Origin of the sequence: Nocardioides sp. JS614 (assembly GCF_000015265.1) — a bacterium.
GTDB lineage: Bacteria > Actinomycetota > Actinomycetes > Propionibacteriales > Nocardioidaceae > Nocardioides.
Genome location: NC_008699.1, coordinates 659,317 through 679,471, shown reverse-complemented (window position 1 = coordinate 679,471; position 20,155 = coordinate 659,317). Strand labels below are relative to the sequence as shown.

General features: G+C 65.4%; 17 protein-coding genes, 1 pseudogene and 1 other annotated feature. Of the genes and pseudogenes, 9 read left to right on the top strand and 9 right to left on the bottom strand.

The genetic code is table 11. The features are described from left to right. Positions 1–151 precede the first annotated feature (151 nt). The 5 genes from NOCA_RS04645 to NOCA_RS04625 all read left to right on the top strand — a co-directional run bounded on the left by NOCA_RS04645 (position 152) and on the right by NOCA_RS04625 (position 5,319). Positions 152–1,042, top strand: coding sequence for a tetrahydrofolate dehydrogenase/cyclohydrolase catalytic domain-containing protein (locus tag NOCA_RS04645; protein WP_011754116.1), 891 nt, complete (start codon positions 152–154; stop codon positions 1,040–1,042). A gap of 45 nt (positions 1,043–1,087) precedes the next feature. Further along, positions 1,088–1,870 (top strand): electron transfer flavoprotein subunit beta/FixA family protein, encoded by a 783-nt coding sequence (locus tag NOCA_RS04640; protein ID WP_238383416.1) that lies wholly within the window; start codon positions 1,088–1,090, stop codon positions 1,868–1,870. Positions 1,871–1,881: 11 nt separating this feature from the next. Beyond that, a complete protein-coding gene (locus tag NOCA_RS04635) occupies positions 1,882–2,847 on the top strand; it encodes an electron transfer flavoprotein subunit alpha/FixB family protein (protein ID WP_011754114.1) in 966 nt (321 codons plus the stop codon). A gap of 7 nt (positions 2,848–2,854) precedes the next feature. Continuing rightward, positions 2,855–3,721 carry a dihydropteroate synthase gene (gene folP, locus NOCA_RS04630; RefSeq protein ID WP_011754113.1) on the top strand — a complete coding sequence of 289 codons (867 nt, stop codon included), beginning with the start codon at positions 2,855–2,857 and terminating at the stop codon, positions 3,719–3,721. A 65-nt stretch (positions 3,722–3,786) separates the two neighbouring features. Further along, positions 3,787–5,319, top strand: coding sequence for a PucR family transcriptional regulator (locus NOCA_RS04625; protein WP_041546185.1), 1,533 nt, complete (start codon positions 3,787–3,789; stop codon positions 5,317–5,319). 914 nt (positions 5,320–6,233) lie between these two features. Here the strand turns inward: NOCA_RS04625 and wrbA are convergent. Next, positions 6,234–6,866: an NAD(P)H:quinone oxidoreductase gene (gene wrbA / locus NOCA_RS04620; protein ID WP_011754111.1), complete on the bottom strand. Its 633-nt coding sequence runs from the start codon at positions 6,864–6,866 to the stop codon at positions 6,234–6,236. Positions 6,867–7,029: 163 nt separating this feature from the next. Further along, positions 7,030–8,664 carry an FAD-dependent oxidoreductase gene (locus NOCA_RS04615; protein WP_011754110.1) on the bottom strand — a complete coding sequence of 545 codons (1,635 nt, stop codon included), beginning with the start codon at positions 8,662–8,664 and terminating at the stop codon, positions 7,030–7,032. Between the two features lie 409 nt (positions 8,665–9,073). Here NOCA_RS04615 and NOCA_RS04610 point away from each other — a divergent pair, with 409 nt between their 5' ends. The 3 genes from NOCA_RS04610 to NOCA_RS04600 are packed head-to-tail and all read left to right on the top strand — an operon-like array spanning position 9,074 to position 12,483. Then, positions 9,074–10,432: an NAD(P)/FAD-dependent oxidoreductase gene (locus NOCA_RS04610; RefSeq protein WP_049774221.1), complete on the top strand. Its 1,359-nt coding sequence runs from the start codon at positions 9,074–9,076 to the stop codon at positions 10,430–10,432. Positions 10,433–10,453: 21 nt separating this feature from the next. After that, complete coding sequence (locus NOCA_RS04605; protein ID WP_011754108.1) at positions 10,454–11,647, top strand: XdhC family protein; 1,194 nt, start codon at positions 10,454–10,456, stop codon at positions 11,645–11,647. Further along, positions 11,644–12,483, top strand: a complete 840-nt coding sequence (locus NOCA_RS04600) for an AAA family ATPase (RefSeq protein WP_238383414.1) — start codon at positions 11,644–11,646, stop codon at positions 12,481–12,483. Before NOCA_RS04605 ends, NOCA_RS04600 begins: the two co-directional genes overlap by 4 nt. A gap of 202 nt (positions 12,484–12,685) precedes the next feature. Here the strand turns inward: NOCA_RS04600 and NOCA_RS04595 are convergent. The 3 genes and pseudogenes from NOCA_RS04595 to NOCA_RS04585 all read right to left on the bottom strand — a co-directional run bounded on the left by NOCA_RS04595 (position 12,686) and on the right by NOCA_RS04585 (position 15,801). Beyond that, positions 12,686–13,914 (bottom strand): annotated as a pseudogene (locus NOCA_RS04595) (IS256 family transposase). A gap of 681 nt (positions 13,915–14,595) precedes the next feature. After that, entirely contained in the window at positions 14,596–15,396 is an 801-nt protein-coding gene (locus tag NOCA_RS04590) for an MOSC domain-containing protein (RefSeq protein WP_041546183.1), read from the bottom strand. 75 nt (positions 15,397–15,471) lie between these two features. Continuing rightward, complete coding sequence (locus NOCA_RS04585; RefSeq protein WP_011754104.1) at positions 15,472–15,801, bottom strand: DMT family transporter; 330 nt, start codon at positions 15,799–15,801, stop codon at positions 15,472–15,474. A 497-nt stretch (positions 15,802–16,298) separates the two neighbouring features. Here NOCA_RS04585 and NOCA_RS04580 point away from each other — a divergent pair, with 497 nt between their 5' ends. Next, positions 16,299–16,592, top strand: a complete 294-nt coding sequence (locus NOCA_RS04580; protein ID WP_041546180.1) for an IS3 family transposase — start codon at positions 16,299–16,301, stop codon at positions 16,590–16,592. A gap of 184 nt (positions 16,593–16,776) precedes the next feature. Here the strand turns inward: NOCA_RS04580 and NOCA_RS28610 are convergent, their stop codons facing one another. The 4 genes from NOCA_RS28610 to NOCA_RS25460 form a co-directional block, all read right to left on the bottom strand. After that, on the bottom strand, positions 16,777–17,370 hold the full coding sequence (locus tag NOCA_RS28610) for an IS3 family transposase (protein WP_443189693.1): 594 nt from the start codon (positions 17,368–17,370) through the stop codon (positions 16,777–16,779). Beyond that, positions 17,338–17,469, bottom strand: a sequence feature (AL1L pseudoknot). Its footprint overlaps the gene before it by 33 nt. Then, positions 17,427–17,753 carry a transposase gene (locus NOCA_RS04570; RefSeq protein WP_041546178.1) on the bottom strand — a complete coding sequence of 109 codons (327 nt, stop codon included), beginning with the start codon at positions 17,751–17,753 and terminating at the stop codon, positions 17,427–17,429. Its footprint overlaps the feature before it by 43 nt. 270 nt (positions 17,754–18,023) lie before the next feature. Then, positions 18,024–19,415 carry an NAD(P)/FAD-dependent oxidoreductase gene (locus NOCA_RS04565; RefSeq protein WP_011754103.1) on the bottom strand — a complete coding sequence of 464 codons (1,392 nt, stop codon included), beginning with the start codon at positions 19,413–19,415 and terminating at the stop codon, positions 18,024–18,026. 268 nt (positions 19,416–19,683) lie between these two features. After that, on the bottom strand, positions 19,684–20,094 hold the full coding sequence (locus tag NOCA_RS25460; RefSeq protein ID WP_049774216.1) for a cupin domain-containing protein: 411 nt from the start codon (positions 20,092–20,094) through the stop codon (positions 19,684–19,686). Positions 20,095–20,155: the final 61 nt, after the last annotated feature.

Here is a 20,155-nt window from a genome sequence, read left to right as displayed (position 1 = left end):
GGCCGGGGCCATCCCGACGACGTCAAGGTTGTCATCGACGCGGCGCAGGTCCGTGCGCGTTCTATTCACTCCCGCGTCCAGCGAGTCGATAGCAATCATCGTGCGCGTGGGATCTGCCACAGCACACGCGGATGACAGAAAGGGCGACCTGGTGGATCGCAAGGCAACCGTCATCGACGGGAAGCTGGCTGCGCAGCACGTCAAAGATTCCCTGCGCACGCGCGTCGCTGCACTTGAAGCGATTGGTCAGCGTCCAGGCCTCGGAACGATCCTTGTCGGCGATGACGCTGGCTCGCAGTCGTACGTCGCCGGGAAGCATCGCGACTGTGCGGAAGTAGGGATCGACTCTTTCCGGATTGACATGTCCGCGGAGGCGTCTCAGGAGCGCGTCTTGGATGCCGTTGGACGTCTGAACGAAGACGAGCGTTGCTCCGGATTCATCGTGCAACTTCCATTGCCGGCACACATCGACATGCACCTCGTTCTGAACGCCATTGATCCCGAAAAGGATGCCGATGGTCTGCACCCAGTGAACCTGGGTCGTCTCGTTCTGAACCAGGAAGGAACGCTGCCCTGTACCCCTCGCGGGATCCTTGAGTTGCTGCGCGGCAACGACGTTCCGATCACAGGGTCTCAGTTTTGCGTGATCGGGTGCGGCACCACGGTGGGTCGTCCGCTCGGGCTCATGCTCACGCGACCGAGCGAGCATGCGACGGTCACCATGGTGAACGAGGCGACCATCGATGTCGCTGCGCACACGCGCGTTGCCGACGTCGTGATTGCTGCCGCAGGAGTGGCCAACCTCGTCAAGCCGTACTGGATCAAGCCCGGCGCCACTGTTCTCTCGGTCGGGATCACTCGCACTGTTGAAGGAATTCTTGGAGACGTCGATCCGGGTGTCGAGAATGTCGCAGGGAAGTGGACACGCGCCGCGGGCGGGGTCGGCCCGATGACTCGCGCCATGCTCCTCAAGAACGTCGTAGAACTCGCCGAACGCGCAGCGGGCATCACTTCAGAAGCCAGCACCAAGATCGCGTCCTGACGAAGCACCCGAAAGCGAAACCAGCACGTGAACATTGTCGTCTGTGTGAAGTACGTCCCCGACGCCACTGCCGATCGGCAGTTCGAGTCGGACAACACCCTGGACCGCGTCGGCGTCGACGGGCTCCTCTCGGAGCTCGACGAGTACGCCGTCGAGCAGGCCCTCCAGCTCAAGGAGAAGGCCGGCGGCGATGACACCATCGTCACCGCGCTGTGCGTCGGGCCCGAGAAGGCCGTCGACGCGGTGCGCAAGGCGCTGCAGATGGGTGCCGACCAGGGCATCCACGTCGTCGACGACGCCGTCGCTGGCTCCGACGCGCCCGCCACCTCGCTGGTGCTGGCCAAGGCCGTCGAGAAGGCGGGTGCGGACAAGCCGGTCGACCTGGTCGTGTGCGGCATGTCCTCGACCGACGCCGACATGAGCGTGGTGCCGGCGATGCTCGCCGAGCGCCTGGACCTGCCCCAGGTCACCCTCGCGTCGGTCATCGAGACGCAGGGAGCACAGGTGCGCGTCAAGCGCGACGGTGACACCGCGACCGAGGTCATCGGCGCCACGATGCCGCTGGTCCTCTCGGTCACCGACCAGTCGGGCGAGGCCCGCTACCCGTCCTTCAAGGGCATCATGGCCGCGAAGAAGAAGCCGCTGGAGACCTGGTCGCTGGCGGACCTGGGCGTCGACGCGGGCCAGGTCGGCCTGTCGGTGGCCTGGACCGAGGTCGCCGAGACCACGGCCCGCCCGCCGCGCACCGCCGGCGAGATCGTCAAGGACGAGGACGGCTCGGGCGCCACGGCGCTGGCCGGGTTCCTCGCCTCGAAGAAGTTCATCTGAGGAGCTGACCGATGTCTGAAGTTCTCGTTCTCATCGACCACGTCGACGGCGCGGTGCGCAAGCCGACGTACGAGCTCCTGACCATCGCCAAGCGGCTCGGCGAGCCGTCGGCGGTCTTCATCGGCAGCTCGGCCCAGGGCGCCGACGTGGCCGAGAAGGTGAAGAAGTACGGCGCCGAGAAGGTCTACGTCGTCGACGACGCGCAGCTCAAGGGCTACCTGGTGGCGCCCAAGGCCGAGGCCCTCCAGCAGCTGGCGGAGAAGGCTCAGGCCGGTGGGGGCGTCGCGGCGATCCTGATCCCCTCCACCATGGAGGGCAAGGAGATCGCCGGTCGCCTCGCGATCAAGCTCGAGTCCGGCCTGATCACCGACGCGGTCGACGTGGAGGCCGACGGCACCACCACCCAGTCGGTCTTCGCGGGCAACTACACCGCCAAGGCCAAGGTCACCCAGGGCACCCCGATCATCACGGTCAAGCCGAACTCCGCCGCGCCGGAGGAGGCCGCCGGTGCCGGGACCGTCGAGGAGTTCGCCGCGACCGTGTCCGACGACGCGAAGGCCGCACAGATCGTGGCCTCCCAGCCGCGGAAGGCGACCGGGCGTCCCGAGCTGACCGAGGCCGCGATCGTGGTCGCCGGCGGTCGTGGCACCGGTGGCAGCTTCGAGGCCGTCGAAGGCCTCGCGGATGCGCTGGGTGGTGCCGTCGGCGCCTCGCGGGCCGCGGTCGACTCCGGCTGGATCCCGCACACCTTCCAGATCGGCCAGACCGGCAAGACCGTCTCGCCGCAGCTCTACATCGCCACCGGCATCTCCGGCGCGATCCAGCACCGCGCCGGTATGCAGACCTCGAAGACGATCGTCGCGGTCAACAAGGACGAGGAGGCCCCGATCTTCGAGCTCGTCGACTTCGGCGTGGTGGGCGACCTGCACACGGTCCTCCCCGCGCTGACCGACGAAGTCACCAAGCGCAAGGGCTGAGTGCGACATGGTCCGTCTGCTAGGCGTCGTCAACGTGACGCCCGACTCCTTCTCCGATGGCGGTCTCTACCCCAGCGTTGACGCAGCTGTAGGCGCGGGATTGCAGATGGTGGATGACGGAGCGTGGGCGGTCGATGTCGGCGGATGTTCGACTCGCCCGGGCGCGACTCCTACCGATGCTCAAACCGAGCTAGAGCGAGTCGCTCCCGTGGTGCGCGCGCTGACGCGCGCCGGTGCACGGGTGAGCATCGACAGCATGGACGCCGGAGTGGTCGACGCGTGCTTGAGCCTCGGCGCCACAATGATCAACGACGTCAGCGGCGGGCTGTATGACAATCGCATGCTGGACCTTGCAGCGCGGTCGGGCGCGACGCTCGTCGTGTCGCACTGGCGGGCGCCGAGCGACCAAATGGCTGCGCGAGCAGTGTACTCGGACGTGGCTCACGAGGTGCGAGATGAGCTCGCTGATCGCGTCGACGCCGCCCTCGAAGCGGGCGTGAAAGCCAGCAACCTGATCGTCGATCCGGGCATTGGTTTCGCCAAGACCGCGTCGCAGAACTGGGAGCTCCTGACCAATCTCTCTGTTCTCCGGGCCCTGGGCTACGAGCTGATGATTGGGACCTCTCGAAAGAGCCTCTTCCGTGAAATTCTCGGCACGGCCGACCTGCCCGAGGACGAGCCCGGGACTCGTGACGACCTGACAGCCGCGTCGACGGCGCTCGCCGCCCTCCTCGGCATTGACTACGTGAGAGTCCACAACGTCCCTGCTAACCGTCGCGCGGCCGCCGTCGGCATGCGGTGGCGGGGTGAGATGCCGTCGGGCGGAACAGAGACTCGTTCGTCTGTTACATCGGAACTTGAGGTCGGTGATTAGCCGTACGATGTAACAACCCAGCAACAACGGTATTCTCTCGTGTACGCGCGTGTGATTATGAAGGCGTGAGCCTGACGGTCGAATCGCTCGTCACGGACCCGCTCATCCGAACTCGGATCGTTGCGGGGCGAGATGGGATGCAACGAACCATCACATGGGCGCACACCTGTGAGGTGGCCGACCCCTGGAACTGGCTGGGAAACGGTGATCTCCTGATGACCGACGGCTACAGCTTCCCGTCGGACGCCGCCGCCCAGGTCAACTTCATCAGGCAGCTCGCGGACGCAAGCATTGTTGGCCTGGCTCTCGGCGAAGGGTTCGCTGCCCCCCCACTAACCGCCGAGGCCATCGCCGCAGCGGACTCGATCGACTTTCCCATCCTGATGACGGCGCGCAACGTCCCGTTCGTCACGATCGCCCGCTTGGTGGCGGAGGCCAGCAGCGGACGTGCACATTCGAGGGCAGCCAAGGTCCTGCGCCTCTATGACGTCCTGCGTCGAACCCATCAGGGAGCCATGGTGGACGACCTACTGGAGCGCCTCGGCGGCGAGCTTCACGCCAGCCTGCATGTGATCGAACTTCGGACGGGCAGCAGCCTCCTACCTGCTCCGACCGGGCTACCGCCAGAGGTGCGCGAAGCGGCCCTCAAGAGGGCACAGTCGGAGAAGGGACGCCTCCCGGCCTTCAACCGCCTGGCTGACGACCACGTTTCAGCGCTTCTCGTACCAGTAGGAACGCGGGGAAGTGCCGGCCTCGTGGTGCGCGCCTGGCCCGAAGGTGAGGTCCCCGACCTACTCCTCACGCAGCACGCAGCAATGATCGTGGAACTTGAGGTCGAGCGACGTGCAGCTCAGGCATCGCGAATCAGAGCGCGAGGAGCGGATCTCACTCGCCGGATGCTCGACGGCACGATCACACCCGAGGCAGCGGCGAGTCAGATCCGACTTCATCGGCTCGGCGACGGTCCTTGGCGGGTAACCCTGTGGCAGGAGGAAAACGATGATCACTCGACACACCCTCGAGCGATCGGGCTTGCGGAAGGGCTGGAGTACGTCCAGTGGCCCCATCTGCACTTGCCGGTGGGAGAACTCCACCTGATCGTTGTCGACGACGATCGGTTCCTAGCGGGGCTTGAGCTTGACTTCGTTGACGCCACGGTGGGGGCTAGTCAACCCGTCGCGTCGCTCACCCGCCTCTCGGATGCGTTCCGGGAGGCTCAATGGGCACTTGAGAGCGCTCGCGCAGCCTCTGTGCAGAGCGCGATTTATGGATCCCACGGTTCCTACTTCATGCCGAATACCGTGGCAGAAGGCGAAGCGGCGGTTCAGCGCCTCCTCGGCCCGATCATCAAATACGACGAGGAACACGGAGCCAATCTGCTCGGCTCGCTTCAGGTCTACTTCGAGGTCAATCGATCATGGCAGGAGGGGGCACGCCGACTTGGCATCCACAAGCAGACTCTGGTCTATCGACTCAAGAAGATCGAAGAGATGACCGGCGCCGACCTCCGAGACTTTGGCGTCCAGGCCGAGTTGTACCTTGCGCTGCGCACCCGCCAACTTCTCAGCACTACCGGGCGGGGAGCACTCGGCGGATAGAGCTGTAGCGCTCTCGAACACCACGCTGAGCGAGCAACGACGCGGCCAGCTCCGACCAGTTCAACTTTTCCGCAATTGCCGAGTTTCCACCGCCAACGTCGATACGCACGACGCCCACGACGATCTAGACAATCTCGACAAGGCCATGGGGTGAGCAGGGCTCTTTCAGAAGCAAGACACCGATGGGAATGTTGGCTCGGGGCAGTCGCGCTCAGCGTCCGGCCCGACACGTTCGGCTCGCGCAAGGTGCTGAGGATGCCCGCTCGCAGGTTGCCCCGACTGGCCCCTACGCCGCACCCCGTGCCACCTCGTCGCATGGGGTCTGCGATGCCGAGTTGGTCGTCGACGTCTAGTCCGCCTAATGGGCGAATCTAGGCGTCCACGACGCTCGGAAGATCCACGCCGAGCCCCAGTGCAGATCGCCGCGACCGCTCCAGCCAGCCGCGGGCGACCGACGCGGCCCATCGAGGAGATCGCCTCAGATCCGGCTCCGGCAGACGTGGATCCGCCGCTGGTCGCTTGCGCCGCAGGCGCGTCATAGCCGTCCTACCAGCCGCGTGCGCACGTCGCCCCCCGAGCAGTCCACCCGCCCTACCACATCCCGAGCCTGTCGGGTTGTCTTCTACAGGACCCAACGGCAGTCGTCGGAACGGTAAGGCTCGCACGTCAGGCACCGAGACTCAGAGCATCCAGCGCAGCGCTGAAGCTCTTCGCCGCAATCCTCGCAAGGTCTCAGAGAGCCCGACTGAGTTGCCGACCATCCGGTCCTCGCTGGGGTTGCCCAAGTCGTCTGTTTACCGGCCGCCTGCTGCTTCGTCATCGTCGTACCTCCGCTCACTCTCAGGGAGAGGGCAGTTGCTCAGTCGGTTGGCTGAGCAGTGAGATCGTCTCGGTGGAGCGAGAATCGTGCGCGATTACGAGACGCCGGCGGTCGACGCTGAGACGTCCCGCAACTTCCCCGACAGCCGAACGACACGGTTGGCCAGGTGCTCGAGCGCAGCCACCTGCGGCGTTCCTAGCGGCTCGCTATTCGACTGGCCAGTCACGTGGGATACGCCGTACGGATTCCCGTCGACGAACTTGAGAGGATCGGTGTAGCCGGGCGGCACGAGGACACCGCCGAAGTGGTAGATGCTGTTGTACAGAGCGAGCAGAGTCGATTCCTGACCCCCGTGCGCCGTCTGCGTGGCCGTGAAACCGGCGTAGGCCTTGTCCGCCAGCAGACCCTGGGACCACTGGGGCCCCAAGGTGTCGAGGAACTGCTTCAGCTGACTGGCAACGTTTCCGAACCGGGTCGGCGTCCCGAACATGACACCGTCTGCCCACACCACGTCGTCGGCCGAGGCAATGTCGATGTGTTCAGTGGCAATTGCGTGGTCGGCCCACACTTTGTTGCGTGAGACGGCGTCCGGCGGTGCCAGTTCCTGGACTCGGCGGAGCCGGACCTCCGCGCCTGTGCCTCGCGCAAAGGTCGCCAGCCGCTCGGCCATCGAATGGATGGTCCCCGTGGCGGAGTAGTAGATGACAGCGACCTTGACGGGCGACATGAGGAGCCTTTCGGGAAGGGAGGGCGAGAGAACGGACGGGTTCGATGATGTTGTCGTGATGTCTGCGCGCCGTCTTACTCACTGTCCGAAAAAAAGCTGTCGGAGTTTGCGCGTGCACTGCGTTCAGGGGGGATGAGTTCAATGCCGGCCTCGTTGAGGGCGATCAGTCGTTATGACCTGCGTCGCGGAGGCCCGACCACGTCACGAACTTGACCCGAGTGCGGCCTTGGTCGCGCCCTGCATCCACCTCGGCGTCATCGATGCGCCGCCAACCGTCGACCTCAAGCAGGCGGGGTCGTCGCAACCGAGCGAGGTCTGCGAACGATTCCGGGCCGCCGCGCGGATCTGCTAAGCGTCCGTTCTTCAAGTCCTCCATCAATGACGCAACTGTTTCGGCCGCATCGACCCGATTCGTCCCGATCACCCCTGAGGCCCCGCGTTTCGCCCAACCGGTGCAATACACCCCCGGCACGGGGCGCCCGCCGCGGAGGTCGATCACCCGACCCTCGCGATTCGGAAGTACTCCCCTGTCCCCATCGAATGGCAGTCCGTCGATCGGCTGTCCAGTGAATCCCACAGCCCAGATGACCAACGAGGTCTCGATGACCTCCTTGGTCCCGTCATGCCGGGTCAGTTCGATGCCTGTGACCTCGTGCTGGCCCAACAGTGCCACCGGCGTCAGACCGTAACGCAGGATGATCCGTCGAGGCCGTGTGCAAGTGCGAGCGGCAGCCTCGGCGACAATGTCGTATCGGCGAGCCAGGGCCCACCCGCGGCCTGACTGGGAAGCAGCGGCCCAGTCATCGTCCGTGACAGCAATTTCACTCGCCTCCGCGACCAGATCCACGTCCGGCAGGTGCGTTAGCGCCGTCAACTCAGCTGTGCTGTAAGCGGCGAAGGCTTGGGACCTGCGTCCGACGACGGCCACTTCCTCGATGCTGCCGGCGGTTAGCGACCTTAGTGCGGAGTCGGACACCGAAGTGGACGCGTACGCGGTCGCTCGCTGCGCGAGCAGACGCGCGACGTCCAGAGCCACGTTGCCGTTGCCGATAACGACCGCCCTCGGCCCCTTGATGCTGAAGTCCGGTAGTGCGCTGTCAGGGTGACCGTTGTACCAAGAGACGAACTCTTTGGCTGAGACAGAACCGGCGAGGGCTTCTCCGGGGACACCTGGGCGTCGTGCGCTCGCTGCGCCTGTTGCCACGATGACAGCGTGGTGATGCTGCAGCACTTCCGCGATCGAGATGTCGCGTCCAACCTCCACGTCGAAGAGACAACGCACGTTGGGCCGGACCAGGACGCGCCCGAGCCTGTCAGCGATGCGCTTGGTGTTGTCGTGGTCGGGCGCGACTCCTGAACGTATCAATCCGAAGGGAGTCGGGAGTCGCTCGATGATGGTCACTTCGACGCCGGGGATCTCGGTCAACTCGGTCGCCGCGTACAGGGCAGCGGGTCCCGATCCGATCACCGCGACCATCAGCGTCGACTGGCCGAGGGTAAGACGATTGCGGGAGATCACCGGTGGTTCAGCCGGCGTCAACGGACGCGCCTCGAAGTACTCGGCGTTGACCGCGCTGAACGTGGAGAGGCTCGGAGGAAGTGCGTCTCCGGGGTAGATGGCGTCAACTGGACATGCGGTGGCGCAAGCGCCGCAATCGATGCAGCTCGACGGATCGATGTAGAGCTGTTCCGTGCTCTCGAAGTCCGGATCACCAGGTCGAGGGCGGATGCACTGGACAGGACAAACCGTGACACAGGCGGCGTCCTCACAACAAGACTGGGTAATAACAAAGGTCATCCAGCGCGCCTCTCTCAGAACTAGTCGGCTCAGGCTCGCCCAAGGCGAACCGCTACAGCACTGCCAGGTGTCATAAGGCCAACGGCACGATTGTGTGGAAAGTCGCCAATGCACAGCGGCAGTCTGAGACCGGCATCACCCCAGATGCGCCTATGCGGCTTGCTCCCTGCCGAGTCCACTACCGCTTCCATACAAGCATCGGCGCATCTTTGCCTGCGACTGTGCAGGAGTGGGATTCCGACCGCTCCTAGATTGGCCAGATGGGCTTCTCGAACACCCCCGCTACGCCGTATCCACGCCCGCGACACGCGATGGCACGAACTTGCGCAGTCGTCCGATGAGTGCACGGTGGCGAGTCCCGCGCGTCCATGACCTGAACAGGTCTGACGCGGGAGTCCGATCCTTTTGGATGGCTGACGCGCTGGCCGACGAGCCACACCGGGTCAATGCCGAGCCCCTAACCTCGAAGGCCCGGGCCGACGTGTGCATCGTCGGTGGCGGATTCACCGGCTTATGGACCGCCATCGAACTGAAGACGCGAGAGCCCAGCATCGACGTGATCCTTCTCGAAGCGGGTCTCTGCGGCTGCGGAGCAAGCGGAACCAACGCCGGCATGCTGATGAACCTATGGCCGAAGCTGCCGTCCCTGCTGCGTGCGGGCGGCAAGGACGAAGGCGCTGACGTAGCTCGGGCCTCGGTAGAGGCGATTGATCACATTCGTCGCTTCTGCGTTGAGCACGACATCGACGCGCAGGTCGAGTCGAACGGCTGGCTGTGGGCCTCGAACAACAGCAGCCAAGACGGGGCGTGGGGTGAAACCCTCGGGGCTGCGGCCGCCCACCGCGACTGCCCCTTCGTCGAGGTCGACGCGGCGGAAGCGACTCGACTGGCCGGAGCGCCGGCACGCGGTGGGATCCTCGATCCGACCTGTGTTGGCCTCCATCCTGCCCGTCTCGCCCGTGGTCTCATGAGAGTCGCACAGAGCCTTGGTGTCGTCGTGCACGAACATAGCCCGATGACGGGGTTGTTACGCGAACACGCCGCCACCTCGGTAACGACTGATTCTGGATCGGTCCGAGCCGGTTCGGTCGTACTGGCAATCAACGCGTGGTGCAACCAGTTCCCGCAACTTCGCTCCTACCTCGTCACGACGGCATCGGACAATATCGTGGTTCGCCCGCGACACGAGTGGAAAAATCCTCCGCTCACGAACGTCTCGGACTCCGGACGCCTGTTGGACTACTGGCGCCCGATGCGCGGAGGAGAGGTCCTGTTCGGCAAAGCAGGCCTCGGCATCGGCTGGGGAGTTCGAGGTACGAACACGCTGTTCACCGCGGCCCCTCGCCCTGACCAGATCCTCGCGCACATGGCCAGAACTGTGCCTGACTTGGCGGGCGCCGAGCTGCTGTCCTCGTGGCGCGCGCCCGTCGAGTACTCGCTATCCTCTCTGCCCTTCTTCGGCGAGGTCACCGGCTTCCCGGGCGTGTACTTCGGCACGGGCTACTCAGGTGACGGCGTCGGACCGTCTGTCATCGGCGCTCAGATTCTGGCCGGCCTAGCCACCAGATCGGCGGACGGCATGACAACGTCGTTTCTGACAAGAGCACCCTCAGGACACGGCCTGCCGCCAGAGCCAATTCGGTACCTGGGCGGACAGCTCGTCAAGACGGCAATGCTTCGCCGAGACCGCAAGCAGGATGACGAGGCCCGAGTCGACCTCCCCACCCGTCTCATATCGCGAATCGACCCCACATCTTTCCTTGGATGACCGACCGCAAGGAGACGCATCATGCGCGACATCATCGATCGGCTCTTCGAATGGTGGGACAACGGAGTGCCGATCGGGCTTGCCACCGTCGTCGACACCTCGAGGTCTGCCCCCCGCGATCCCGGGGCCGCGATGGGTGTTACGGCCGACGGCACGGTGCACGGCTCGGTATCGGGGGGGTGCGTGGAGGGCGCAGTCTACGAAATCGCGCGCGAGGTCCTCGCTGATGGAGTCCCGGTGCTCGAGCACTACGGGTACTCCGACAACGAAGCATTCGCGGTGGGGCTCACGTGTGGTGGAGAACTGGACGTCTTCGTAGAACGGGTCGACCGTGACACCTTCCCGCACTTCGCGGAAGTCGTCGACGACATCCGCAGGGGTCGACCGGTCGCCATCGCCACTGTCGTCGACCATCCAGACGCCGCGTGGCGCGGTCGACGAATGGTGCTGTACCCAGAAGGAGAAGAGTCCTCCCGCAAGGGCACTCTGGGTAGCGGTAGGGCCGACGACGCGGTTGCCGACGACGCGCTCGGACTACTGGCTGCTGGTCACAACGCCATGCTCACCTACGGTCCCGACGGCCAACGGCTCGGCGAGGGGATGAAGGTGTTCGTTCAAGCATTCGCGCCGCAGCCCCGGATGCTCGTCTTCGGCGCGATCGACTTCGCCGCAGCGGTCGCGTCCGTGGGATCTTTCCTCGGCTACCACGTCACCGTGTGTGACGCACGACCCGTCTTCGCCACCCCGGCTCGCTTTCCCGAGGCGGATGAGGTCGTTGTGAACTGGCCACACAGGTATCTGGTGCAGGAGCATCGCAATGGACGGGTCGACGACCGCACGGTCATCGCCGTTCTCACGCACGACCCGAAGTTCGATGTTCCTCTCCTCTCCGTTGCGCTTAACCTTCCCGCCGCATATGTCGGCGTCATGGGCTCACGTCGCACTCACGACGATCGGGTGACTCGCCTTCGAGAAGCTGGCGTCACACAGGAGCAGCTCGACCGCATGTCGAGCCCCATTGGTCTCGATCTGGGCGCTCGCACTCCCGAGGAGACCGCGATCAGCATCGCGGCCGAGATCGTGTCAGCACGCTGGGGTGGGACCGGAGTGCCTCTCAGCGCGTCCGAGGGCGCCATCCATCACGCCGAGGTTGGAGGGACGCGTTGGCCCCGGCCGACCGAGTCGACTCACCGGACGACGTCGAGCGATTGTTGAGCGAGACCGGCAATCTCTGTTCGCCCGAACTCGCCGCGGTCGTCTTCCTCGCCGTGAAGATGCATAGGCCACTACTACTCGAGGGTGAACCCGGCACCGGCAAGACTGCGCTCGCAGAGGCTTTGGCCGCCGCCTGGCAATTGCCCCTCCTGCGGCTCCAGTGCTACGAAGGCATCGATTCCACCCAAGCGCTATACGACTGGGACTTCCCTCGTCAGATTCTGCACCTGCGCGTCCTGGAGGCAGCCGGGGCGGTGGAGGCAACAGAGGCCGACGCGGGGCTCTACCACGAGCGCTTCCTGCTGCCGCGCCCGGTGCTCCAAGCTCTGCGGCAGGCCCCGACCGTCCTACTCATCGACGAACTCGACCGCGCCGACGACGAATTCGAAGCATTCCTGCTTGAAGTGCTCTCAACGAACCAGGTAAGCATCCCGGAGATCGGCGCGGTCCGGGCATCCGTCCCTCCAGTAGTCGTGCTGACGTCTAACCGGACGCGCGAGCTCCACGATGCGCTGAAGCGTCGTTGCCTCTATCACTGGGTCGAGCACCCAGGGCTGGAACGCGAACTGCAGATCGTCCGCTCTCGGGCTCCCGAGGTTTCAAGAGATCTAGCAGAGCAAGTCGTGCGAGTGGTCCAAGAATTCCGACTCGAAGAACACGCACTACTCAAGCCACCCGGCGTCGCGGAGACATTAGATTGGGCCAAAGCGCTCCACTATCTCCAGACAGTCGAGCTGAACCTGGAGGCGGCAGCCATAACCCTCGGCGCGTTGGTGAAGTACCACGAGGACACCGACCGTGTGAGTCGCGCAATGGAGCACATCCTCGGGTCATGACCTCGCCGCCAGAGCAGTCGTGGCGACGGCCGCAAGGGATAACAGGTTCGCATCCGCCAACTACGAACCGGACCGACTTACCCATTCTCATCGCTGAACTTGAGAGGATCCCCGCCACGAAGACGACGACGAGAGGGACGCGGCGCGCGCGTCGGAGGCAGAGCCCCGCGGGGTGGTGGGCTTTGAGGTTGATCCTCGGTGCCTATTCGCTGCTGTCGATTGCGGCGATGAGTCCAGTATCGCTGTCGGGGTAGAGCAGCGCCATGGATGCTTCTGAGAGGTAGCGGCGGTCGCCGGCTTGCCACTCGTCGTGCATGTCGGCCAGGACGGCTCCGACGAGCCGGATCACGGCGGCGGGGGTGGGGAAGATCCCGACCACCCGGGAGCGTCGCTTGATCTCCTTGTTGACCGCTCCAGCGGGTTGGTCGACCAGATCTTCTGCCAGTGCGCCCGCGGGAAGACGGTGAACGCGGTGACCTCGGCCTTCGCCTCGTCCATCAGCGGCCCGATCTTCGGGAACGACTTCGCGAGCTGGTCGCGGACCTCGTCCCAGGCGTGGCTGACCGCGGCGGCGTCGGGTTGGGCGAAGATCGTGCGGAACACCGCGGCCACCATGTCGCCGTGGGACTTGGGGACGTGGGCGAGCAGGTTGCGGGCGAAGTGGACCCGGCACCGCTGGTGCCCGGCACCTTGGAAGGACCGCCTGAGCGCCTTGACGAGCCCGGCGTGCTGGTCGCTGATCACGAGCTGCACGCCGTGGAGTCCGCGCTGCTTCAGCGCGGTCAGGAAGCCACGCCAGAACGTCTCGTCCTCGCTGTCCCCGACGTCGAGCCCGAGGACCTCCCGGGAGCCGTCTGCGGCGATCCCGGTGGCCACCACGACCGCCATCGAGGTCACCTGACCGGTGGTGTTGCGGACGTTGAGGTAGGTCGCGTCGAGGTAGACGTAGGGGAACTCGGTGTGGTCCAGGGCGCGGGTGCGGAACGCCCCGACCTGCTCATCGAGCCCGGCGCAGATCCGGGACACCTCGGACTTGGAGATCCCGGCATCGACGCCCATCGCCTCAACCAGATCGTCGACCGAGCGTGTGCTGACACCGTGGACGTAGGCCTCCATCACCACCGCGTACAGCGCCTGGTCGATGCGGCGGCGGGGCTCGAGGATGACCGGGAAGAACGAGCCCTTGCGGAGCTTGGGGATCCGCAGCTCGACATCCCCGGCCTTCGTGGTCAGCACCCGGGGCCGGTGCCCGTTGCGTTCGCTCACCCGGGCATCGGTGCGCTCATAGGGCGCCGCGCCGATCCGCTCGGAGGCCTCGAGCTGGATCAGGTCCTGCAACGCGACCCGGACCGATTCACAGATCAGGTCCACGCCATCACCGGCACGGAACGCCTCGAGCAACTCGGACAGGGCAGACTGGGACAAGGCCATCGGTGGTTCTCCTTCAGTGCGTGACTTGGTCGTTTCACACCGAAGATCCCGCCGATGGCCGCCCACTTCACGCCGACCCGCCCGACCTCAAACCCCACCACTCCACGGGACGCTCCTCGCGTCGGACCCCGCCACCACCGTACGAACGCAGCTGTTGAGTTCGCGTCGGCCGCCTGCAACCGATGCGAGCATCCGGGACCCCAACAACTCAGTACGAGTCGACACATCGCGGCCGGCGCCGGCCAGCAGCACGGGCCGTGTCATCACGGCCGTTCGTCAATGCTTGAGGGTCAGGGAAGTCCTCGTCGCGGGTCTCCCCGGGTGGCCGGTTGTCGCGGCGCTGGCTCTCGTGCTCGAAGTTCGACGCTGCGAGTCTTCCCAGACGCGGTCTCGGGGAGGTCGTAGAACCCGATGAGGCGTAGCCGCAAGTACGGCGCGAAATTTGCTCGCGCGTGGGGCGCGGATCGATCGATCCGTATAGGCGTGGGGTTCGTGGCCGTCCCGGGTATAGGGCTGACCTCAGACCTAGGTGCTGGCGTCCAAGCGGGTCCGCAACTAGGACGGCGCGCGCGCCCATCCACTCTGAACTGCTTGGCGTGTCTCTAAGTTCAACGGCCGGCTCGCGACTTCTGATCCCATTTCGCGAGTAGCGCCCCGCAAATCGCTTGCCAGACAACCCCGTCAGCTCGTCAGCACCACCCGATCGCCCACCCGGACACTGCCAGGCGACACGACCCCTGCGTACATGCCGAAGAGGACGGCAGGGCCGGACTCACCCGGTGTGGGACCGCGCACGTCCCGTATGTGTCGCTGGACCTGAAGTTTCCGGTCACCGTCATACGGACGATGCTCGACGGCCAAGCATCGCGGGATCCCGATGGTGACCCTCAGTGCGCAGTCTCCAACCGCCACGACGCGACCAGCCCAGGAGTCCTCCCGATAGGGGTGCGGGCCTAGGTCGAGCGTCATGTTCAACCGGAACCGACGACTGTCCACCGGTCGACCGTCGAGCTCACATCCGAGCGATGCCAATGAGGCCGACGAAACGATGGTGACAGGATGGACGTCCCCACCTCCGCCAGGCTCGGCGCAGCGAACCAGCCGCAGGTTGCGCCCGGCCAGGTCGGAAAGCCACGCATCCCAAGGCCCCGGGGTCCACCTACCGTCGACCATGCGCTCGTCGAACTGGAACGGACGAATAGGGCCCACCGGACGCACCGCGGCTTCGCACTCCACAACCGTTCGTCTACCGACTCGGAAAACGTTCGCGAGCGGGTCGTAGGTGGTCCAATAGTCGAGGAAGATCGGGTCTTTGGGCACTGAATACAGGCGCTCGTCGATGTCGACCAAGAAGAACTCCCGGTTACCAACAATTCCTGACGCGGTCACCTCGACGTGCTCAACTTCGCGGAGGGCGAATCCCTTTGTCACAGTCGTGTACAGCCGTGCGACCGTGCCGGCCGCTTCCACCCTCGTGATCACAGTGTCTCTCGATTGCTCGGCGATATTTGACCCCCGGTCGTCCGGTTCCCGCGCCCGACGGCTGCGCCCATCCGCTCACCCGTGGCGCGCGCCCAACTCGAGGGCTAGCACACCGCTGACGATGAGGCCCATGCCCAGAACCTGTGCACTTGTGAGGCGTTCGCCTAAGAAGGTCGCGCCGATCACGGCGATGGCGACGATGCCGGTCGCGGACCACAACGCGTACACGATAGCGACGTTCAGACCGCGTTGGAGCACTACGGAGAGCAGGAAGAACGACAACCCATATCCACTCACGACGATAAGGCTCGGCAGAGGTCTGCTGAAGCCCTCGGATGCTCGCAGGGACAGGGTGGCCATCACCTCCACGGCGATTGCGAGTCCTAGCAGTAGATACGTCACCATGTGTCTCCGCCCAACGCCACGTCCGTCCTTCCGGTCCGACGGTAGGACGCATCGCGACCAGCGTCTGCGGGTCTTGTGCTGGAAACTGACAGCCGGTTTAGCGCTTTCCGGCAACGGGCCCGTGGGCGCCCTCTGTGGACCTGCCGTCCGCTACAGAGGATGCCCGTGTCGCCGTCAAGTCGGAGCCGAGAGCCGAGAGCCGAGAGCCGAGAGCCGAGAGCCGAGAGCCGAGAGAACGGTGCACGAGCGGGCGAGGAATCGAGCACCTTGAACCCCTCCCAACGAGTCCGAGGCGTGATGGCCTCGGTGCCACGCTCGAAGGGACGGGTCGTCCACGACAGCACCTGATAGAGATGTTGTGCATCGCCATTCCCACACATGACCGGCGCTGGCGCCGCGAACCGAGCCGGCCCCATGCCTTAAGGAGCGGGTCTGCTGCACGGATAGGTGACACCTGATCTGCGTCGATGTGTGTCGGCGCTGGAAGGATGTGCACCATGCCGAAGGCGTTCCCCAAGGAGTTCCGCCAGGACGTGATCCGGGTCTATCGCGAGTCGGACTCCTCGATGGCCCAGGTCGCCAAGGACTTCGGCATCTCGCCGTCGTGCCTGAAGCGGTGGCTGGCGATCGACGAGCGCGACTCCGCATCCAAGTCGAGTGCCTCGAGCTCGGGCAGCGAGTCCGCAGAACTGCGTGAGGCGAACAAGCGGATCAAGCTGCTGGAGCAGGAGAACGAGGTCCTGCGCCGCGCTGCCGCCTATCTCTCGCAGGCGCATCTGCCGGGAAAATGATGTACCCGCTCGTCCGCGAGCTGGCCGGCGACGGGATCCCCGTCACGGTGACGTGCAGGGTGCTCAAGATCGCTCGCCAGCCCTACTACCGCTGGCTGGCCAACCCGGTCACCGACGCGGAACTGGCCACGGCCTACCGGGCCAACGCGTTGTTCGACGCCCACGGCGAGGACCCGGAGTTCGGCTACCGGTTCCTGGTCGATGAGGCCCGCGACGCCGGTGAGCCGATGGCCGAGCGCACCGTGTGGAAGATCTGCTCAGAACTGGGCTGGTGGTCGGCGTTCGGGAAGAAGCGCGGACGCAACGGCAAGAAGCCCGGTCCACCGGTCCACGACGACCTGGTGATGCGCGACTTCACCGCCGAGGCACCGAACACCCTGTGGCTGGCCGACATCCAATGCCGACGTCGGCATTTCAGGTCGGCCACCCACAGCTGGTCGGTCCCGGCCGGGACGTCCCAGCCGCGCTGGACCAGATCGGGATGCCGCAGGGCGGTCGTGTCACGGCGGGTGGTGGTCGTGCGGTGCCGGCCACGGACAGCGCCGGCGATCCCAGCGATCCGCATCAGCCGGGCGACCTGGTCACGGCCGACATCGATCCCGGCCCGCCGCGCCGCCTTGTGGAGCCTGCGGGCGCCGTAGACGCCCCAGTTCTCGGCGTGCAGGGTAACCAGGGCGTTGACCAGGTAGGCCTCCTCGAGCTCGGCCGCGGTGACCGGTCGCCGGTGGCGCTCGCAGTAGGTGGAGGGCGCGATCGAGACACCGTGCTCGGACAGCACGGCACAGATCGGCTCGACGCCGAACCGCTTCCGATGGGAGTCGATGTAGTCGACGATCACTTGAGTCGGCGGTCGAGCTCCGCCTGGGCGAAAAACGCCGCAGAGGTCTTGAGGATCTCGTTGGCCCGTTCCAGCTCGGCCACGCGCTTCTTCATCGCCCGGATCTCCTCGCCCTCACTGACCCGCCGCGATCCGCCCTCGGCGCCCTCGTTGGGGTAGCGGTCCTCGACCCAGTTGCGCAGCGTGGCCTGATTCAGGTCCAGCAGCGAGCCCACATGCCGGCGTGCGCTCAACTTCGACTCACCCGCCTCGGCCAGCCGGTCGCGGTACATCCTCACCGCACGGTCACGGAACTCCTGGTCGTACTTCCTCGGTGCAGACACGGTCCTGACTCTCCCTTGCTAGATCAGGACCCTCCGGCATTTCCAGGGCGGTTCAATCTGAGAACCCCGCGTCATCGACTACGGACGCTCAGCCCCGGGACGTGGCACGGTCAAGCTGCTCACCGTCGACGAGTTTGCGCGGACGGCACTAGGCGACCAATCGGGCGCCCGAACTTCCAGTTGACGAGTGCGACATGCCTAGTCGAGCCGACGAGAACCGTGCCCGGTCGGAACTGCCGTGCCAGCCACGGACGTGGCTAGCACTTACAATCAGTGACCCAGCACTTTCCAGAGACCGGAAGCCAATCGTGACGGCTTCCCGAACCGCGCCTCCGTGCGGTCGGCGATGTTGAAGGCGGCGGTTCCGGCGTTCACGCCTATCCAACGTAGTGGCTCGGGTTCCCAGCGGGGGGTGGTTCGACCGACCCAAGGTAGCGAGCGCACGTCGTTCTCCAGATCGAGGATTTCGGCGGCGAGAGTCCGGCCCGCAAGGTTCGCTGTCGCGACCCCGTCGCCGACGTAGCCACCCGCATGCCCGATTCCGGAACTACGGTCGTAACCCACCGACGGGTACCAGTCTCGCGGGATGCCTAGATTCCCACCCCAAGCGTGAGTGAATTCCACACCCCTGATGGTCGGGAGCAGGTCAACCAGGATGTTGCGGAGCATTTCGTGAACTCGCCTGTCGTCGTCGAACTCGGGCTTCACCCGCGAGCCGAAGTGATACGGCGCACCGCGCCCGCCGAAAGCTATTCGCCCATCGCGAGTGCGCTGACCGTAGATCCGCAGGTGACGTTTGTCGCTGAATGTCTCACGCTCCCGCAGCCCGATCTCCTGCCAGATCTCCTCCGGCAACGGGGCAGTCGCGACCATCAGGGAGTACATCGGGACGACCTCGCGGCGTGCACCCTTGAGCTGGGCCGTGTAGCCCTCGGTCGCGCGGACGACGACATCGGCTCGCACGGTGCCGCGAGCGGTCGATAGGCCGCCACTGTGGATCTCCCGAACCTCCGTCGCCTCGAAGATCCTCACTCCGAGGGCTCGAACCACGTCGCCGAGCCCGCGCACTAGCTTCGCCGGCTGAACCACAGCACAGTGGGGAGTGAAGGTCCCGCCGAGAGTGTGTGAGGTTGCGACCCTCTCGGCGGCCTCATCCGGGGTGAGCATCCTGAAGTGTTCCTCACCGAATCCCCAGGCACGCCAGCCATCGACCTCTCGTTGGCTTCTGACCCATTGTGCCTCGTTGCGGGCGACCGAGACGTACCCGCCGGGCTGGAAGTCACATTCGATCCCCTCGGCTACAACGACCTCCCCGACCTCCTTGACGGTCTCGAACATCGCCTCCTGCATCCGTACGGCCGCCGAACGCGAGCTGTCGGCCGCCACCTTCCGAAGGGTCGTCGGAAAGATTGCCGAGCACCAACCGCCGTTGCGCCCGGAGGCGCCAAAGCCCACGAAGTACTTCTCGAGGATGGCGATGCGCAGACTCGGATCCGCCTTCGCCAGGTAGTAGGCGGTCCACAGGCCGGTGTACCCGCCGCCCACGATTGCCACGTCGACATCGAGGTCACCGTCGAGGGGTCCCTTCGGGGCCCAGTCGAGGTCTGCATCCTCGTGCCAGAAGCTGGGGGTGGCCGCCGCGTGGGCCTGCTGATCGCGCATTGGTGATCTCTCTCGGGAATCTCTGGATTCGATGGAGTTGGGAGGGATGTTCGTCCCGCGAACCGACCTCGGTCGTCCGAAGATCTCACCGCTGGTTGCCAAAGCCAATGCGTCTTGCGGTCAAGACCGCCGTAGATCGTTGTACACCGCGACAACGCAGGAGGTACCAAGGCTGGACGGCCGCAGCGCCCTGGAGGCCACGAACGTGATTGATGCTCCGTCGTAGTCCAGGTCCGGATCGAGGTCCACCTCGCCCTGTGGCCCCGGCTCAGCACGAGGTAGCGGGGCCGGCCTCAGGGGCCGCGCGGAAGATGGCGAACGACTTGGTGATCGGTTTGGTCACGTGCCAAGTCCCGACCCAGCCATCCGGGATCACCAGCAGGGTGCCGGGCCCGACCTTCCACACCGTGCCGTCCTCGCCCCGCAACTCCGCTGCGCCGTCGACTATGTGCACACACTCCACATATCCGCAATGGTTGGACTCGAAGGCTCCCGTGGAGCAACTCCAGATGCCCGCCTGACGGCTCGTGTCGTCCACCAGGTAGACGATCCGAGACATCGGCGTGCCCTCGACAGCGTTGGGCACCGCCACGGGAGCGGGCCACGGAATCTCCGCCAGCGAGATCGTGCCGCTGACTGCGGTGCCGGTAAGGGGTGCCATCGTGCTGGGCTCCTTCATGCGGTAACGCCAACCTTCAGTGGTGGGGATGTGGGTTTCTCATGGACTCAGCGAGACCACA

What these genes read in the sequence shown, in the direction of transcription:
- NOCA_RS04585 (WP_011754104.1), bottom strand. Translation starts at nt 15,801, where the DNA reads ATGGTGACGTATCTACTGCTAGGACTCGCAATCGCCGTGGAGGTGATG.
- NOCA_RS04615 (WP_011754110.1), bottom strand. Translation starts at nt 8,664, where the DNA reads ATGACCTTTGTTATTACCCAGTCTTGTTGTGAGGACGCCGCCTGTGTC.
- NOCA_RS04605 (WP_011754108.1), top strand. Translation starts at nt 10,454, where the DNA reads ATGCGCGACATCATCGATCGGCTCTTCGAATGGTGGGACAACGGAGTG.
- wrbA (WP_011754111.1), bottom strand. Translation starts at nt 6,866, where the DNA reads ATGTCGCCCGTCAAGGTCGCTGTCATCTACTACTCCGCCACGGGGACC.
- NOCA_RS04635 (WP_011754114.1), top strand. Translation starts at nt 1,882, where the DNA reads ATGTCTGAAGTTCTCGTTCTCATCGACCACGTCGACGGCGCGGTGCGC.
- NOCA_RS04580 (WP_041546180.1), top strand. Translation starts at nt 16,299, where the DNA reads ATGCCGAAGGCGTTCCCCAAGGAGTTCCGCCAGGACGTGATCCGGGTC.
- folP (WP_011754113.1), top strand. Translation starts at nt 2,855, where the DNA reads ATGGTCCGTCTGCTAGGCGTCGTCAACGTGACGCCCGACTCCTTCTCC.
- NOCA_RS04610 (WP_049774221.1), top strand. Translation starts at nt 9,074, where the DNA reads ATGGCTGACGCGCTGGCCGACGAGCCACACCGGGTCAATGCCGAGCCC.
- NOCA_RS04565 (WP_011754103.1), bottom strand. Translation starts at nt 19,415, where the DNA reads ATGCGCGATCAGCAGGCCCACGCGGCGGCCACCCCCAGCTTCTGGCAC.
- NOCA_RS25460 (WP_049774216.1), bottom strand. Translation starts at nt 20,094, where the DNA reads ATGAAGGAGCCCAGCACGATGGCACCCCTTACCGGCACCGCAGTCAGC.